This is a genomic window from Burkholderia sp. S171 (assembly GCF_009766085.1).
Taxonomy (GTDB): Bacteria; Pseudomonadota; Gammaproteobacteria; order Burkholderiales; family Burkholderiaceae; genus Caballeronia.
Window position 1 is genome coordinate 74,772 of sequence record NZ_LMUF01000057.1, and the last position, 15,834, is coordinate 90,605.

At 60.1% G+C, this 15,834-nt stretch carries 13 protein-coding genes; 3 read left to right on the forward strand and 10 right to left on the reverse strand.

The window, feature by feature from the left end:
* The first annotated feature begins 289 nt into the window (after positions 1 to 289).
* Positions 290 to 1,909, forward strand: coding sequence for an amidohydrolase family protein (locus GSQ93_RS32705; protein WP_158940074.1), 1,620 nt, complete (start codon positions 290 to 292; stop codon positions 1,907 to 1,909).
* On the forward strand, positions 1,906 to 2,889 hold the full coding sequence (locus tag GSQ93_RS32710; RefSeq protein ID WP_158940075.1) for a GTP-binding protein: 984 nt from the start codon (positions 1,906 to 1,908) through the stop codon (positions 2,887 to 2,889). Before GSQ93_RS32705 ends, GSQ93_RS32710 begins: the two co-directional genes overlap by 4 nt.
* Positions 2,890 to 2,927: 38 nt before the next feature.
* Here the strand turns inward: GSQ93_RS32710 and GSQ93_RS32715 are convergent, their stop codons facing one another.
* The 9 genes from GSQ93_RS32715 to ahpC all read right to left on the reverse strand — a co-directional run bounded on the left by GSQ93_RS32715 (position 2,928) and on the right by ahpC (position 12,881).
* A complete protein-coding gene (locus GSQ93_RS32715; protein ID WP_158940076.1) occupies positions 2,928 to 4,046 on the reverse strand; it encodes an LLM class flavin-dependent oxidoreductase in 1,119 nt (372 codons plus the stop codon).
* On the reverse strand, positions 4,043 to 5,275 hold the full coding sequence (locus GSQ93_RS32720; protein WP_158940077.1) for an acyl-CoA dehydrogenase family protein: 1,233 nt from the start codon (positions 5,273 to 5,275) through the stop codon (positions 4,043 to 4,045). The genes GSQ93_RS32715 and GSQ93_RS32720 overlap by 4 nt, the downstream gene beginning before the upstream one ends.
* A gap of 24 nt (positions 5,276 to 5,299) precedes the next feature.
* A complete protein-coding gene (locus tag GSQ93_RS32725) occupies positions 5,300 to 6,235 on the reverse strand; it encodes an ABC transporter substrate-binding protein (protein WP_158940078.1) in 936 nt (311 codons plus the stop codon).
* A 130-nt stretch (positions 6,236 to 6,365) separates the two neighbouring features.
* Positions 6,366 to 7,955: a rhodanese homology domain-containing protein gene (locus GSQ93_RS32730; protein WP_158940079.1), complete on the reverse strand. Its 1,590-nt coding sequence runs from the start codon at positions 7,953 to 7,955 to the stop codon at positions 6,366 to 6,368.
* Positions 7,952 to 8,548 (reverse strand): cysteine dioxygenase, encoded by a 597-nt coding sequence (locus GSQ93_RS32735; RefSeq protein WP_158940080.1) that lies wholly within the window; start codon positions 8,546 to 8,548, stop codon positions 7,952 to 7,954. Before GSQ93_RS32735 ends, GSQ93_RS32730 begins: the two co-directional genes overlap by 4 nt.
* Before the next feature lie 14 nt (positions 8,549 to 8,562).
* A complete protein-coding gene (locus tag GSQ93_RS32740) occupies positions 8,563 to 9,639 on the reverse strand; it encodes an LLM class flavin-dependent oxidoreductase (protein WP_158940081.1) in 1,077 nt (358 codons plus the stop codon).
* Positions 9,640 to 9,827: 188 nt separating this feature from the next.
* A complete protein-coding gene (locus GSQ93_RS32745; RefSeq protein ID WP_216857714.1) occupies positions 9,828 to 10,241 on the reverse strand; it encodes a hypothetical protein in 414 nt (137 codons plus the stop codon).
* Positions 10,242 to 10,597: 356 nt separating this feature from the next.
* Complete coding sequence (gene ahpF, locus GSQ93_RS32750) at positions 10,598 to 12,187, reverse strand: alkyl hydroperoxide reductase subunit F (protein ID WP_158940083.1); 1,590 nt, start codon at positions 12,185 to 12,187, stop codon at positions 10,598 to 10,600.
* Between the two features lie 130 nt (positions 12,188 to 12,317).
* Positions 12,318 to 12,881: an alkyl hydroperoxide reductase subunit C gene (ahpC, locus tag GSQ93_RS32755; protein WP_158940084.1), complete on the reverse strand. Its 564-nt coding sequence runs from the start codon at positions 12,879 to 12,881 to the stop codon at positions 12,318 to 12,320.
* A 271-nt stretch (positions 12,882 to 13,152) separates the two neighbouring features.
* Between ahpC and GSQ93_RS32760 the strand changes: the two genes are divergently transcribed.
* A complete protein-coding gene (locus GSQ93_RS32760) occupies positions 13,153 to 13,848 on the forward strand; it encodes an NADPH-dependent F420 reductase (RefSeq protein WP_158940085.1) in 696 nt (231 codons plus the stop codon).
* Between the two features lie 66 nt (positions 13,849 to 13,914).
* Here GSQ93_RS32760 and GSQ93_RS32765 read toward each other — a convergent pair whose 3' ends face one another.
* Positions 13,915 to 15,561: an ABC transporter substrate-binding protein gene (locus GSQ93_RS32765; protein ID WP_158940086.1), complete on the reverse strand. Its 1,647-nt coding sequence runs from the start codon at positions 15,559 to 15,561 to the stop codon at positions 13,915 to 13,917.
* Positions 15,562 to 15,834 lie beyond the last annotated feature (273 nt).

Here is a 15,834-nt window from a genome sequence, read left to right on the forward strand (position 1 = left end):
CGCGCGGGTTGTCCGTGCGCTCCCTGTTGGTCATTGGACTCAGCCACAATTCGCGCAACTACCCTCAAAACAACGTAATGAACACGGGTGGATTTGTATCAAACATAGAATAAGAGCCGGGAAAAAGGAAATATCGTTGTCTATTTTGTATGTTTGATAGGTATCTCCTGCTTTTTTGAATTTCTACCCTATCCACCGGACGAAAGTCTTCTGACATAGCATTCAAAAATCAGCGCTCGCGCGATCAAGGTCGAACTGGTTGCGTCCGTAGTGGGAACCGGGAGGAACAATGACGACACCAAACATCACGATTGAAGTCGGCGAAGAGATGGTCGCGGGCTTTGCAAAGAAGGGGCTTGGCCAGGTTCGTCCTGCCTCGTCGCGAGACCGCGGCGCTGGCCCGTTTCGCAGGCTGGTCCTGCGCGGTGCCACGGTTATTGACGGCACCGGGGCGCCTCCTTGGGGCCCCGCCGATATCGTTATCGAGGGCGATCGGATCACGGAAATTGCCGCCGTGGGCGTCCCGGGACTTCCAATCAACGAGCAACGCAGGCCAGCCGCGGGCGATCACGAGATCGACTGCACCAACAAGTTCGTGACACCGGGATTCATCGACTGTCACGCGCATATCGGCACCCCGTTTCATGCAGAAAATGGCGAGATGATGCCGGCGGACTATGTGTACAAGCTTTGGCTTGCACATGGTGTGACGTCAGTGCGCGAAGCGGGCTGCATGAACGGACTCGAATGGACCTGTGAGCAAAAGGCCGCAGCCGACGCGAACCGCATCGCGGCGCCGCACCTGTACCCTTACGTCTACTTTCCCGCTGTCAACGACTACCTCAAGACGATCTACAGCCCCGAAGAAGGGCGGCAATGGCTGAGAAGAGTCAGTGAGAAAGGCGCAAAGGGGGTAAAGTTTTTCGGAGCACCGCCGGCGATCATGCAAGCGGCTCTGGATGAGTGCAAGTTACTAGGACTACGTACGTGTTGTCATCATGCGCAGCTCTCGGTGGGCCGTATGAACGCGCTCAAGACGGCGCAATGGGGGCTGACAAGCACCGAGCACGCGTATGGCTTGCCAGAGGCGCTCTTCGAGGGGCGGACGCTGCAAACGATTGGGGACGACTACAACTATAACGACGAGTACCTGAGATTCTCCACGGCCGGCCAGACATTCCTCCAGGCGGCAAAGCCGGGCAGTCAGAAATGGAATGACGTGCTGGATGCGTTTCTGGCCGTCGGCCATACCTTCGTCCCTACGATGAACGTGTATGACGGCAACCGGGATCTCATGCGTGCGCGCAGGGCTGAATGGCATGACGCGTACACGGATAACACCACGTGGAAGTATTTCCAGCCACAGCGCGGGGGTCATGGTGCGTATTTTTATCGCTGGTCTGTGAAGAACGAAGTCGAGTGGCGCGAGAGCTTCCGCATGCTGATGCAGTTCCTCAACGAATATAAGAACAGGGGCGGCCGCGTATGCCCGGGCAGCGACTCCGGGTTTATGTTCCAGATCTACGGGTTCGGTTATGTCCGGGAACTCGAACTTTTTCAGGAAGCAGGATTCTCGCCGCTAGAGGTGCTGCGTGCGGCGACGGCTCAATCTGCCGAGCTGCTGGGCATAGAAGACGAGACCGGCGCGCTCGAAGTCGGTCGCTGTGCGGACATTCTTGTGCACGGCCAGAATCCCTTGACCGATTTCAAGCTGCTTTACGGAACCGGCGCCTTGCGGCTGAACGATGAGTTGCGCTCTTTGGAACAAAAGCGCTCGATTGAACTCACCATCAAGGGCGGTGTGGTGTTTTCTGTCGAGGAGCTATTGGCTGATGTGCGCGCGATGGTGTCGGCTACGTGGCCCGATGGCGAAACGCCCTTCGGACCAACCGGCAGGTCAAAGGTATGAACACGGCCTCCACGCAATTTTTCATCCTCGCCGGAATTCTCGGAAGCGGCAAGACGTCCTTGCTCGAGGCGCTGCTTGACGCGGGTAGCGGTGCGTCGACAGCTGTCATCGTGAACGAAGTGGGTGCGATCAATATCGATGGGGCGATTCTTTCGGAGTCGGCCCGCGGCATGACGATGGCAACCCTCAGCAACGGTTGCGTATGCTGTTCGTTGACTGACGATCTGGTGACGACGGTCGAAGAGCTGGTCGCTTTGCGTGCGCAGGCGGGCCAACCGGCATTCGAGCGGATCGTTCTGGAATGCAGCGGGTTGTCGCGGCCTGGGGCTGTCATGCGTTCGCTGGAGCAACTTGCTGAATTACGCTTTCGGTTGCTTATCGTGGCCACTTACGACTGTAGCCGGCCGCCACTTGACCACGATTTCGACGATGCCTCTGCGCAACTCAGTGCGGCTCATACGGTAGTACTGACCAAGATCGGTCTTGTCAGTGCGGAGCGGCGCGCGCAGGCACGCAGCGTCGTCGCGGCCATCAATCCGATGGCTCGTATTGTCGATGAATTTGCGCCGTCGATCCGGGCGCGTGAGGCCTTCGCAGAGGTGGATACTTCGGTGTCGCCGCTGATCGGAGGCAGCGAGCCAACGCAGGTCAGCGAGGCCTTGCTTCATCCTCGCGTGCGCGTATTCCGCGCTCGGTTTGCGGAGAAACCGAACTGGGAAGATGTTCTTGAATGGCTTGAAAATATAGCCGGAATGACCGGTGATCGGCTGCTGCGAATGAAGGCGATTGTCGCCGGCCCTCACGGCTCCGATCGCGTTTTACTTCAGAGCGTTGGAACAACGTTTGCTGCGCCCAGACGTCTTGCAACAACGGCGTTCGACGAACTTGCGGCGGTCTTTATTGTTCGCGACTGCGCGATGGTGGAACTGCAACAGGTCGAAGGCGCTTTAGGCGTTACGTGGACGGCGCTGCAGCGGTAGCTGCCCGACGTCACCGCCGTTCACGTCGCAGACTGCGTTCAGGCCTGAACCGTATCGAGTTCTTTCACGTTCGCTTTGCTGTCCTCGTTTGCAACCGCTGCGTGTACCAGCGGCAACAGATCGCGGCCATAACCCAGCGCGTCTTCCAGCGGATCGAAACCACGGATCAGAAACGTGGAAATCCCCAGACGGTAATATTCGATCAACGCCTCCGTCACTTGCTCGGGCGTGCCGACCAGCGATGTGGAGTTGCCCGCCGCTTTCGTCAGCGCGGTGATGCCGGTCCATAGACGCTTGTCCACCACGGTCCCCTTCGCTGCTTCGGCGAGCAGACGCTGTGCACCGACGTTCTTCGGTTCGGTCGGTCGACGTGTAAAGTTAGGATTGCTTTTCACCACGTCCGTCGCGCGTGCGAGGATCGATTCCGCGCGTGCCCACGCGGCATCTTCTGTTGGAGCGATGATCGGGCGTAGCGAAAGGCTGAAGCGGATTGCGTTCTCACGGCCATACGGTTTGGCGGCGGCGCGCACAAGGGCGATGGTCTCGGCGACCTGGGCTAGCGATTCGCCCCACAACGCAAAAACATCGGCATGCTTGCCCGCGACCTGGATTGCTGCTTCTGACGAACCGCCGAAATACACCGGAAGATGCGGCTTCTGCACGGGGCGAACCAGCGATCGGTGACCCTTCACCCGATAGAACTCGCCCTCGTGATCAAACGGCGTTTCGCTTGTCCATGACCGCTTCACGACATCAAGATATTCATCGGTGCGCTTGTAGCGGTCGTCGTGATCGAGGAAGTCGCCGTCGCGTTGCTGTTCGGTATCGTCGCCGCCGGAGATGATGTGCACGGCGGTGCGGCCTGCGCTGAAATGATCGAGCGTGGCGAGTTGACGGGCGGCCAGCGTCGGCGCGACAAAGCCCGGCCTATGCGCAAGCAGGATGCCCAAACGCTTGGTCTGTTGCGCGACGAACGACGCGATCTGGAAGCCGTCCGGCGATGCACTTGAATGCGCGATCAGCACGCGATCGAAACCACCGTATTCATGCGCTTGCGCGACCGCAGCAATGTAGGGCGGATTGACCGCGGGACCTTGCGGCAAGTGGATTTCGCTTGATTCCTGATGGCTCACGTAGCCGATGAATTCAACGCTCATAGTGGTGCTCCTTTAAGAGAAGAGTTGGCTTGGTGCGCGGCGAATCCTGCGCGTCCGAATGCGCCGAGCAGCGCATCGTTTTGCGGTGTATGAATGCGCGAGCACAGCACGTCGCGATGATGGCGTTCGAGTGCGTTGTTGCGGCTTAACCCCGGATTGCCGCTTGCCTCGACCGCGAGTTCAACGGCGGTGATGGCGTTCTGCGTGACGAGGTATTTGATAGCGGGTGCTTCATGCAGCGGAACGCTGCCGTGCGAACCGGCGTCCAGCAGCACGCGATTGTTGAGCAGCAATGCGTCGATACGGCCAAGGGTCTGCTGGAAACTGCCGAGGCTGGAGAGCGGTGCGCCGAGGTTGGCGGGTTTGCGATCCGTGGCCCATGATGCAAACCAGTCGCGCGCAGACCGGGCGACGGCATCGTAGATCGATGAGAGCAGCACGTTCATCCACAGCGTCGTCAGCGGGTCCATGCCGCTCGCGGCGATCTCTGGGGAATTCAGGTCGACCGCACGAGCAGCCGGAACACGCACGTTCTCGAAGATCACTTCGTGACTGCCGGTTGCACGCATGCCGAGGTGGTTCCATGGCTCGCCGAATCGAATGCCCTCTGTATCCCGATGCACGAGGAACGTCCCCACGCGCGGCGGGTTTTCGTCGGTGCGGCCCCAAACAGCGAACCATGTCAGCCCGGGACTGCCGGTTGAATAGATCTTGCTGCCGTTGAGAATCCAGGCATCGCCGCTGTCGGTCAGACGACCGATAGTACCGGGCAAACCGCCGCGAGAGGGCGAGCCCAGTTCGGGCTCCACGCGCAGTGAGTTGATGAGCGCGCCGTGTTCCACCGCGTCGCGCGCCACCTGTTCCTTTAATGCTTGCGGCCAGTTAGGATTGGCCTGCAGACGCAGATGATAAAGACATTGCATCACAAGGATCAGCGCGGTCGACGGCTCCCCACGTGCGACCGCTCGTATCACTTTGAGCACGTGCGGGAGCGTCGCCTGCCGGCCACCAAGTGCTTGCGGCACTGTTAGGGCCAACAAGCCGGCGCTTCGCAAACGCGCGAGGTTGTCGTGGGGAAAGATCGCATCGCGATCCAGCACACCGGCGCTCGCAGCGAAATCCTGAGTAAGCGCGGCAAGCCATGGATCGGCGGCGTTGCTGTCGAGATCGGCGAGGGCGTCGAGCGCGATAGGGTCCTGCAAGGCAGTGGGAGGATGCCGTACGGTCATCGGAAGGTCCGTTATTGACGAATGTTAATGCGCCGTGAACTGGGCGTCGAAACTGGGTGTCACGTCGAGCGTGGTCTTGATCACGCCCGCGCGAACGTAGAGGTCGGCCGTGCGTTGCTGCTCGGCGATCACCTTGCTGTCGATCGTGATTGGCTTCAACTGCGCTCGCTGATAGACGACTTTCAGTACATTGGCGGGCAGGTGGGTGACACGAGATTGGATGGCCGCAACTTCGTCAGGATGGGACAACGCCCATTGTTGACCGGCTGCTACGCGACGCACGAAGTCATCAATTTCCGCGCGTTTGGTCTTGATCGATTCGTCGGTGGCGGCCTGAAAGCTCAGCCCCGATGAAAGTCCCACGCCATTCGCCACGCTGCGGTTGTTATCGCGCAATTCACCGAGCGCAACATACGGGTCCCACGTAGACCATGCATCGACGTTGCCCGACTCCAGCGCGGACTTGGCATCGGCCGGCTGCATGAACTCCAGCGTCACGTCAGAGAGCTTGATGCCCGCACGTTCCAGCGTCGCGATGGCCAGAAAATGGCCGATGGAACCCCGCGTGGTCGCTATGCGTTTGCCTTTCAGATCGGCTGCGCTTTTGATGGGGGAGCCGGCCGGCACAAGGATCGCGAGGTCGACGGGTTGTGAACGCGTTGCCGCTACCGCTCGCACGCGTGCACCGGCGGCGTAAGCGAAGATCAGCGGGGCGTCGCCCAGACCGCCTATATCGATTGCGCCTGCATTCAAGGCCTCACCGAGCGGTTGCGCGGCGGGAAAGTTGAACCACTCGATCTTGTACGGCACGTCTTTCAACTGGCCGGACGCTTCCAGGATCCCGCGTACCTGCAACTGCTGGTCGCCGACTTTCAGAACTGGTTCGGCCACCGAAGCAAGAGAGTGCAGCGCGGTGAATGCAGTCAGCGCGGCGATCAGGAGGAGACTGCGTCGTTTCATGAATCTTCCAGGCAGGGAAAAGATTCACGATACGGTTCGACGCGGCATTAGACAAACGCGTTGTTCTGCTTTGCTAATCACCAGAATTGGAATGACGCGGATCGGGGCGGCCCGCGTCAAATCAGATGTTTCAGATTACGAAGAAGCCATGCGTGCCGTCACGTTCGAGTTGCGCGACGAGACCGTACTCCCATTCAAGGTACGCGCTCATTGCTTCGTGCGGGGCGTCGGTGCCTTCATACGGACGCCGATACCGGTCAATGCGCGGCGACGCCAGATGTGTCTCACCCTGCGCAAGCGGCAAGCCTGCCGAGGTCCATGCAGCGGTACCGCCTTCGAGCAACAAGACAGGCTTCGATGTAATCGCCGCCACTTCCGGTCCGGCGAATGCGGCAAGCGCGCTCGATCCGCACGTGACCACGTATTGCTTCGCATCCGGTAGCGCAGGGAGGTCGAGCGCAAGCCGCGATCGCACGGTCCACCATGCGCCGGGAATGTGTCCCTTCACATGGTTGGCGCTCGCTGTGAAGTCGAGCACGATCGTCTGACTCGCTGGATCGTCGAGCAGGGCGGCGAGTTCGTTTGCGGTGATCTTTGGTATGGCTGCGGGCAGCGGTTTCGCGGCGCGCCACGAGCCTTGTTCGGTCAGGTCGGCGCTCGTTGCGCCGTCGATCACATGCACGTCGATGTTCATCTGCGCGAGCCATGACGCTGTCATGTTGGCGCGCACGCCATCGTCGTCGAAGAGGACCACGCGAGCGCCTCGGACCGGCGCGAACATCTCCGTTTCCTGCACCAGTTGTCCGCCCGGCGCGCCTTGAAAACCTGCTGCATGCGCGTGTTCATATTCGGCCGGCGTGCGGACATCGAAGCGATACGTCGTGCGTTCAACATCTTCTGCCCAGCGCTTCGCCTCTGCGAGCGTCGTGCGTTTCACGCCTGCGCGATCGGCTACGGCTCGTGCCGATTCACGCGAAGCCGCGTCGGCGCGACCGTCGCCGGTGGCGAACTGCCGAGCGCTGCCATGGGCGAGCGATTGACCCGCGAGCAACCAGCCGATCGTGCCGTTACGCAACGCGGCCACCGGGTTCGGAAGCCCCGCATTCACCAGCGACTGCGTGCCGATAATGCTGCGCGTACGCCCCGCGCAATTCACGATCACGCGCGTCTTGGGATCGGGCGCGAGCGCACGAGCGCGCAACACGAGCTCGGCACCCGGAACGCTGATGCTGCCGGGGATGTTCATCGTCTGATATTCGTCGTAGCGGCGCGCGTCCAGCACGACCACGTCCTCGCCGCTTTTCAGTAGCGCATCAACGGCTTCAGCCGATAACGCCGGCGTATGCTGCTTCGATTCGACGAATTCGCCGAACGCTTTGCTGGGCACGTTGACATCGCGGAACACTTCGCCGCCTGCGCGTTCCCAGCCTTTCAAACCATCTTCGAACAACGCAACATCGGTATAGCCGAGTTCTTCGAACCGTCGCGCAGCCCGTTCCGCCAGACCTTCGCCGTCATCGAGGAGAACGATGGGCACGTTCTTGCGCGGCAACTTCGTAAAGGCGTCGAGTTCGATCTTCGATAACGACAGGTTCGCTGCAAACAAGGGGTGACGTTGCGCGTGCGGATCTTCTTCGCGGACATCGAGGAAGGCTATTTCGCGCTTTGAAAGCAGGGCGTTGCGCACGTCGTTGAAGCTGCGCTGGGAGATGGCGCTCATGAGTCGAGTCGTTCCTTCGAGAGGTTCCAGAGGTTGGGGAGCGTGTTGTTCGTGTAGCCGGAGACGAACGGTTTTGGCGGGCCGTCAGAAGGATAGACGTGCCGCGAGATGCCGCCGATGTTCGCACCGTACACATGAATACTGATGGATACCCGGTCGTCGAACGCATTGCTTACGCGATGGATATCGCCGATGGACGGCGACACCGCCGCCACTGCACCCCGTTCGAGCAACTGGTCTTCGCCTGATACCAGAAGCGCACCCTGATCGGTGCGTGCATAAGAGCGTGCGACTTCCGCGCCGCGCAGCACGCCGACGAGGCCCCACACCGTGTGATCGTGAACAGGCGTTTGTTGCCCCGGTCCCCACACGAAGCTGACGACCGAGAAACGTTGACGGGCATCGGCGTAAAGCAGGAATTGCTGATAGCGATCAGGCGATGGTTGCGCGTAGGCATCGGGTAGCCAGTCATCTTCGGCTATCAGCTTGCTCAGCGACACCGCCCCGTGTTCAAGCAGGTGCGCTTCTGGTAAATTTTTATCGACGAGTTGCGCAATCTCGCTTATAAATCCGCGCAGTTTTACATGGCTCATCGCTTATTGTCGCTTCACGCCGCGTGCGCTATTTGCGCGGTCAGTTCACGCGTGGCCGGGATCAACTCGCGGCCGTAATCGAGCGCGTCTTCCAGCGGATCGAAGCCGCGAATCAGGAAGGTGGTGACGCCGAGCGCGTGATATTCGGCCAGCGTTTGCGCTACTTGAGCTGGGGTGCCAACGAGTGCAGTCGAATTCGAGCGGCCCCCGATCTCCTTCGCTACGCCGGTCCACAGGCGATCATCGGCACGTACGCCGTCGCCTGCTGCGGCGAGCAAGCGACGCGCGCCTTCGCTTTGCTGCGGCGTTGCTTCACCGAGACCTTGCTGCGCACGCAGCCGACGCGTTTCATCAAGGATATGTTCAGCACGTTCCCACGCGGCCTTTTCCGTTGCCGCAAGAATGGGCCGGAACGACACCGAGAAACGCACGTTGCGCCCATGTTTTGCTGCTTCAGCGCGAACGCGAGTGACCTGTTCGCGCACCTGTTCTTTCGATTCGCCCCACAACGCGTAGACGTCTGCATGCTTGCCCGCGACCTCGATAGCCGGTGCCGATGCGCCGCCGAAATAGATCGGTACGTAGGGGGCTTGCTTGGGCTTTACTTCGGAGAACGCTTTTTCGAAGCGGTAATAGCGGCCTTCGTGATCGAAGGGGTCGGATTCGGTCCACACGCGTCGCAGGATCTGCAGGTATTCGTCGGTGCGGGCGTAGCGTTCGTCGTGCGAGAGGAAGTCGCCGTCGCGGCGTTGCTCGACGTCGCTGCCGCCCGAGATGAAATGGACCGCGAGGCGGCCGCCGCTTAGCTGATCGAGCGTGGCGAGCTGGCGGGCGGCCAGGGTCGGCGCGACGAAGCCGGGGCGATGCGCGAGCATGAAGTGGATGCGCTGCGTGACGCCGGCCGCGTAAGCGACGGTCAGCATGGCGTCGGGGCTGGTCGACTGATAGGGCACGAGAATGCGGTCGAAACCGGCCTTTTCGTGCGCCTGGGCGAAGTCGCGGAGATAGTCGATATCGATTGCCGGACCGCGCGCCAGATACGTCTCCGACACTTTTTGCTGCTGGATCATGCCGATAAATTCGACGCTCACGAAAGACGCTCCTCGTTGATTCACACTGTGAAGGCAGTGCGTGAAGAGACGCTTCAGGACGCTGCCGATAGCTTTAAAGGCTAACATCGGCTGACGCAGATCTTAAATATCAAAACGAGCTAAAGATATGGGGTGGGGCGAATGGGGGGGTGTGAGAGCGAGGTTCCGTCGAGCCCACCTTGCAGCCCTTACGACCCCTTGCTCCTACCCGACGACCCCGACTTCGCACTAGCCGGCGACCGCGCTCTCCACCGGCTCGTGGTCTCTTTCCCCGCAACCTCGTCCATTGCCACGGCGATCAACTCGACCCGTTGCTCGCGCGTAAAACTCGCGTAAGAAATACCATCGATCACGCCATGTTTCTTCAACAGATGAATCGCAGCCGACCGGTTCGCTTTCTCGAGTTCCAGGTCTTCCTGCGCGCTGAGCAACGCCGCTGTCAAACTCGCGACCGCGGCTTTTTCCTGCGCGACATCGAATTTCATCAGGTCCATCTTGACGTCGAGATCAGGCTCGTTCCCCGATGCCCTGAGCTGCAATTGCGTCAGCTCGCGTTTCAAATCGCCTTCCCGGCGAAGCGCGCGTTCAAGTTTTTGTGCCATGCCGGGGTGTGACCGCCCGTGGCCGCGAAAGAACGTGCTGAAGGTGTTTCCGAGAATTCCCATACCGTCATGACCTCGAGGTGATTTGTGCATCGGCACGTGCTGTCCGATGGCCGCAGGTGTGCACTCGACGCGAGAACCGAATCTCACTCTTGATATCTACGGCAACTCGGGGCAATTCTTTAGACAATTTATGGGCCGTCTAATTAACGGTATTTGTTACGCGATGTAAGCTGGAGAAAGGACGAAAAAACGCCCGATAATCAACATGATAGGTGATTATCGGGCGTTTGATACTACGATTAGATCGAAGCGTCTAAACAGCTATCCGTAAGGTGAACCGCTGCCCGCCGGCTTCAGGCCGCCACTTCCTCGGCTCCAGCCTCAACCGTTTCCGTGTCCGAATTCCGGATCAGGTAATCGAATGCACTGAGCGATGCTTTGGCGCCTTCGCCGACCGCGATCACGATCTGCTTGAACGGTACGGTGGTGACGTCGCCGGCCGCGAACACGCCTGGCACCGACGTCGCGCCGCGCGCATCCACCACAATCTCACCGTGACGCGACAGTTCGACCGTGCCCTTGAGCCACTCCGTATTCGGCACCAGCCCGATCTGCACGAAGACGCCTTCCAGCTCGACGTGCTTCGTTTCGCCCGAACTCAGGTCCTTGTACGACAGGCCGTTGACCTTCTTGCCGTCGCCGGTGACTTCCATAGTCTGTGCCTGCGTAATGATGGTCACGTTCTTGAGGCTGCGCAGCTTGCGTTGCAGCACGGCATCGGCACGCAGTTCAGTACCGAATTCGAGCAACGTCACCGCGCTGACCAGTCCAGCCAGATCGATCGCAGCTTCAACGCCGGAATTGCCACCGCCGATCACTGCAACACGCTTGCCCTTGAACAACGGGCCGTCGCAATGCGGGCAATACGCCACGCCGTGATTGCGATATTGCTTCTCGCCCGGCACGTTGATTTCGCGCCAGCGAGCGCCCGTCGCCAGCACGATCGTCTTCGCTTTCAGCACCGCGCCGTTGGCGAGGCGCACTTCGTGAATCTTGCCCGGCACGAGCGCGTCGGCACGCTGCACGTCCATGATGTCGACGTCATAGCTCTTGACGTGCTGCTCGAGCGCGGTTGCGAACTGCGGTCCTTCGGTCGCTTGCACCGAGACAAAGTTTTCGATAGCGAGCGTATCCAGCACTTGCCCGCCAAAGCGCTCAGCCGCCACGCCGGTCGAGATGCCCTTGCGCGCCGAGTAGATGGCAGCCGCCGCGCCGGCCGGTCCGCCGCCGACGATCAGCACATCGAATACGCCTTTCTTTTCGAGCTCTTTCGCAGCACGAGCGCCGGCGTTGCTATCGAGCTTCGCGAGAATTTCCTTCACGCCGGTGCGGCCTTGCCCGAACACTTCACCGTTCATGTAGACGGTGGGAACGGCCATGATCTGGCGCTGCTCGACTTCGTCCTGGAACAGCGCGCCGTCGATGGTGACCTGGCGGATACGCGGATTGATGAGCGCCATCACGTTCAGCGCCTGCACGACTTCCGGGCAGTTCTGGCACGACAGCGAGATATACGTTTCAAACTCATAGTCGCCGTCGAGCTCGCGGATCTGTTCGATCACCGCGTCGTCGAGTTTGACCGGATGGCCGCCGGTCTGGAGCAGCGCCAGGACCAGCGACGTGAATTCATGGCCCATCGGAATGCCCGCGAAACGGATACCCGTGGGTTTGCCCGGTTCACCGATGGAAAACGACGGCTTGCGTTGTGCATCGTCGCGCTTCTCGATCACCGCAATGCGGTCCGACAGCGTGGCGATTTCATGCAGCAGGCCTTGCAGCTCGACGGATTTCGGAGAGTTGTCGAGTGAAGCGACGATCTCGATCGGCCGGCTGACCTTTTCCAGATACGCTTTCAACTGAGTCTTGAGGTTGGCTTCCAGCATGGCGATTTGAAGTCCGTGACGAGGGGTGTTTATTAAGGCAAGGAATGCGAGGCGAGCGTCATCCGGGCCGCGAGCGGCCCGGACTGTACAGCGCTTACAACTAGGATTTGAAGCAGCGAGGATTTAAAGCTTAGATCTTGCCGATCAGGTCAAGCGACGGCGTCAGCGTTTCAGCGCCCGGCGTCCACTTGGCGGGGCAGACTTCGCCCGGGTGTGCCGCAACGTATTGCGCTGCCTGAACCTTGCGCAGCAGTTCGCCAGCGTCACGGCCAATGCCGTTGTCGTGCACTTCGCACAGCTTGATCTCGCCTTCCGGGTTGATCACGAACGTGCCACGCAGCGCCAGGCCTTCTTCTTCGATCAGCACGTCGAACGCGCGCGAGATGACCAGCGTCGGATCGGCAATCATCGGATACTGGATCTTGGCGATCGTGTCCGACGTGTCGTGCCATGCCTTGTGCGTGAAGTGGGTGTCGGTCGACACGCTGTAGATTTCCACGCCCAGCTTCTTGAATTCTGCGTAACGGTCGGCCAGATCGCCGAGTTCCGTCGGGCAAACGAACGTGAAGTCAGCCGGGTAGAACACCAGGACGGACCATTTGCCCTTCAGGCTTTCTTCGGTCACGGTGATGAAGTCGCCGTTGTGATAAGCGTTGGCTTTGAACGGTTTGACCTGGCTGTTGATGATCGGCATTGCGTAAGTCCTTGTGTTAAGTGGTTAAGGAGAAGTGCATGAAGTATGCAGGGAGACGCCCAATATGGAAAATCGAATGATTTAATGGGGCCGATGGGGTGAGGCTATCAGGGTTAACGAGGCGGTTGCAACTGTCCGCTGCGCCAGCGGGGCCGCATTTTATCGTTACCTGGAACCTGCTGCCAGTTCGGGGATGGCCGGCAAGTCAACAAACACGGGCATGGGCGTTGCGCACATCCTGCTTTAGCTAACTGAATCAACAGGAGGGTGTATGAAAATTGGCATCATTGGCGCGGGTAATATTGGCCGCGTGCTGGCGCTGCGCTGGGTTGAGCATGGGCACGAGGTCCTGATCGGCAACTCGCGGGGGCCGGATACGCTGGCGGAAGTCGCCGGCGAAACCGGGGCGAAGCCGGCTGAACTCGCCGACGTGGTCCGCGGCGCCGCCGTGATCGTGGTCACGATTCCCGAAAAGAAAGTGCTGAATCTGCCGGCGGGCTTGTTCGACGACGTGCCGGAAACCACGGTCGTGATCGATACCGGTAATTATTATCCGCGCGAGCGCGATGGCCGTATCGACGGAATCGAGTCCGGCATGATGGAAAGCGCCTGGGTCGCGCAGCAGATCGGGCGTCCGGTCATCAAGGCTTTCAATAACATTTACGCGGCGCATTTGCGCGATCTCGGCAAGCCTGAAGGCACGCCGGGACGCGTTGCGCTGCCGGTCTCGGGCGATGCCGCCGATGCCAAAGCTGTCGTCATGCAACTGGTCAGCGAGATGGGGTTCGATCCCGTGGACAACGGCGGTATTGACGACTCCTGGCGGCAGCAACCGGGCACGCCGGTCTACACGAAGGATTTCGACAGAGAAGGCCTGAAGGCCGGTCTGCAGAAGGCCGAGCGGACTCGCAAGCCGCAATGGAGCGCGACGGACAAGAGCCCCGGCAGCTTCGATCACCCCGCATGAAGCCACGCGGCGACGGACCGTTGAAAGCCCGTCGCCGCGTATTTAAGCCAACTGCAGTCAGCGTTCTCAGTCAAGCGAGATGCCGTCGAAACGATGACCGCCCAGCGGGCTGATCTCATAGCCCTTGACGTCCTTCGTCATCAGCTGGAACGCGGTCGCGTGGGCGATCGGCGTGTACGGAACCTGATCCTTGAACACGACCTGCGCCTGCTCATACAGCTTGGTGCGGGTCGGCTGGTCGGTGATCAGCCGCGCTTTCCCGAGCAGATCGTCGAACTGCTTGTTGCACCACTTCGCCATGTTGCTGCCATGCACCGCGTCGCAGCCGAGGGTCGTGCCGAGCCAGTTGTCCGGGTCGCCGTTATCGCCCATCCAGCCGTACAGGATGGCGTCGTGCTCGCCGCCTTCTTTCGCGCGCTTGTTATATTCGGCCCATTCGTAGGTCACGATATTCGCTTTCACGCCAATCTTCGCCCAATCCGATTGAATCAATTGCGCCATCAGGCGTGCGTTGGGGTTGTAGCCGCGCTGCACGGGCATGGCCCATAACGTAATGGAAAAGCCGTTCGGAAACCCCGCCTGCTTCAGCAGCTCACGGGCCTTCACGGGATCGTAAGGCGCATCTTTCAACGCCTTGTTATACGACCATTGCGACGGCGGCATCGGATTCGAGGCCACGGTCGCCGCCCCCTCGTAGACGCTCTTCAAGATGGCCGGTTTATCGACGGCCATGTCCAGCGCACGGCGCACCAGCACGTTATCGAGCGGCTTGTGGGTGGTGTTGTAGCCGACATAGGCCACGTTGAATCCCACTCCCGAGAGCACCGCGAGTTTCGGATTGCTGCGCGCGGTCTGGATGTCGGCGGGGCGCGGGAAGGCGGTCATCTGGCATTCGCCGCTCGCGAGTTTTTGCATGCGCACGGCGGCGTCCGGCGTGATGGCGAACACCAGTTTCGCGATATGCACGTCCTTCTTGTTCCAGAAGTCCGGATTCGCGTCGTAGCGGATGATCGCGTCTTTCTGATACTCGCGGAACACGAACGGCCCCGTGCCCACGGGCTTCTGGTTCAGGTCCTCCGTCTTGCCGGCCTTCAGCAACTGGTCGGCGTATTCGCCCGACACGATGGACGCGAACTCCATCGCTATGTTGCGCACGAACACCACGTCTGACGTGTGCAGCGTGAAGCGCACCGTGTAGTCGTCGAGTTTTTCAACCGATGCAATGTTCTTGTCGTAACCGAGATCGCTGAGATACGGAAAGCTGACCGGATGCGCTTTCTGGAACGCATTCTCCGGATCGATCATGCGTTTGAACGTGAAGACGACGTCGTCCGCGTCGAAGTCGCGCGTGGGCTTGAACCAGGAGGCGGTCTGGAACTTGACCCCGTGCCGGAGATGAAACGTGAAGGTTTTCGCATCGGGCGACTCGTCCCATGACTCGGCCAGACCCGGCACCAGGTTGAGCGAACCGCGCTCGAATTCAACCAGGGTGTCGTAGACTGCGTGCGCGCCGGCGTCGAAGTCCGTGCTGGTGGTGTATTCCGCGGAATCGAAGCCCGCCGGACTGCCTTCGGAACAGAACACCAGGGTTTTGCCCGCTGCCTGGGCGGTGCCGGCGAGCGCGCCGAAGGCTGCAAGGGTGCAAACCGCAGTCAGCGCCATTTTGCGGGCTGGAGCGAGAAACGAGCCGGGTGTCAGGCGTTTAGATGGCATGTAAGGTCGGTGAAGGTTGACGAGCGGTGCCCTGGAGCAAACGGGCGTGCCTAATTAATCATGTACTTTACCAACCAGGGAATTTTTGACGAAGCGATACGTTCTTCTTTAGATATATGGAAATCAGTCGTGGGAATTTGGACTGGTTCCTGCACCTTGCACCCAATTTCCAACGTGGCTGCGGCGGATTGAGGCCTGCGGGCTGCAAATATTTCCCGGGCGTTTTAACATGTCGGACCGGGCGCTCCCGCTTTTTTCCGGCTTCTTGCTAAA